At 56.3% G+C, this 1,669-nt stretch carries 2 rRNA genes; both read left to right on the top strand.

The features are described from left to right. A 16S ribosomal RNA gene (locus ACFWMR_RS42610) occupies positions 1 to 505 on the top strand; the annotation flags it as partial. A 319-nt stretch (positions 506 to 824) separates the two neighbouring features. Continuing rightward, positions 825 to 1,669 (top strand): 23S ribosomal RNA (locus ACFWMR_RS42605); the annotation flags it as partial.

The following is a 1,669-nucleotide window of genomic DNA, read 5'->3' as shown; positions in this document are numbered from 1 at the left end:
GTACAGGTGGTGCATGGCTGTCGTCAGCTCGTGTCGTGAGATGTTGGGTTAAGTCCCGCAACGAGCGCAACCCTTATCCTACGTTGCCAGCGCGTCATGGCGGGGACTCGTGGGAGACTGCCGGGGTCAACTCGGAGGAAGGTGGGGATGACGTCAAGTCATCATGCCCCTTATGTCCAGGGCTTCACACATGCTACAATGGCTGGTACAGAGGGCTGCGATACCGCGAGGTGGAGCGAATCCCTTAAAGCCGGTCTCAGTTCGGATCGCAGTCTGCAACTCGACTGCGTGAAGTCGGAGTCGCTAGTAATCGCAGATCAGCAACGCTGCGGTGAATACGTTCCCGGGCCTTGTACACACCGCCCGTCACGTCATGAAAGTCGGTAACACCCGAAGCCCATGGCCCAACCCGCAAGGGGGGGAGTGGTCGAAGGTGGGACTGGCGATTGGGACGAAGTCGTAACAAGGTAGCCGTACCGGAAGGTGCGGCTGGATCACCTCCTTTCTAAGGAGCAACACATCCACAGTCCTCGGGATACCCGGGATCAGCGCTGTGGAGTGGCCAGGGTTTCACCACCGAATGTGTGGTGGCGCTGGTTGCTCAAGGAATTGTGGAACTACTGGTTATGGCCTGAGGTCAGGTTGCCGGCAAGTGCGAGTACTGCTCCTTGTGAGCGTGGAAAGTGTTCTGCCGGGTCTGGTCGATGATCGTTCACTACGCACACTGTTGGGTCCTGAGGCAACACGCCGAAGGGTGAAACCCCCTGGGAGTTTGTTTCTGGTGTGGTGTTTGAGAACTGTAGAGTGGATGCGAGCATCTTTGTGGTCAAGTTATTAAGGGCACATGGTGGATGTCTTGGCTTCAGGAGCCGATGAAGGACGTGGGAGGCTGCGATATGCCTCGGGGAGCTGTCAACCGAGCTGTGATCCGAGGATTTCCGAATGGGGAAACCCAGCACCAGTTATGTGGTGTTACCCGCATCTGAATATATAGGGTGTGTGGAGGGAACGCGGGGAAGTGAAACATCTCAGTACCCGTAGGAAGAGAAAACAACCGTGATTCCGTGAGTAGTGGCGAGCGAAAGCGGAAGAGGCTAAACCATGCACATGTCAAGCTGTCAGGCGTTGTGTGTGTGGTGTTGTGGGACCCGCCTTGAAGAGACTGACATTTCTTCGGGTTGATGTGCTGGTTAGTGGAACGCCTTGGGATGGGCGACCGGAGTGGGTGAGAGTCCCGTACGCGAAAACCAGTTTCAGAGACCTTGGTGGTGTTCCCGAGTAGCAGCGAGCTCGTGGAATTTGCTGTGAATCTGCCGGGACCACCCGGTAAGCCTAAATACTTCCTGAAGACCGATAGCGGACTAGTACCGTGAGGGAAAGATGAAAAGTACCCCGGGAGGGGAGTGAAAGAGTACCTGAAACCGTGTGCCTACAAGCCGTCAGAGCCCGAGCACATCCTTGTGATGTTGAGGTGATGGCGTGCCTTTTGAAGAATGAGCCTGCGAGTTAGTGCTGCGTGGCGAGGTTAACCCGTGTGGGGTAGCCGTAGCGAAAGCGAGTCTGAATAGGGCGATTGAGTCGCGTGGTCTAGACCCGAAGCGGAGTGATCTACCCATGGCCAGGCTGAAGCGTCGGTAAGACGACGTGGAGGGCCGAACCCACTTAGGTT

The sequence above is a fragment of the Amycolatopsis thailandensis genome (genome assembly GCF_042723255.1).
In the GTDB taxonomy this organism is placed as follows: Bacteria; Actinomycetota; Actinomycetes; order Mycobacteriales; family Pseudonocardiaceae; genus Amycolatopsis; species Amycolatopsis thailandensis.
This window is presented reverse-complemented; position numbering and strand designations above follow the sequence as displayed.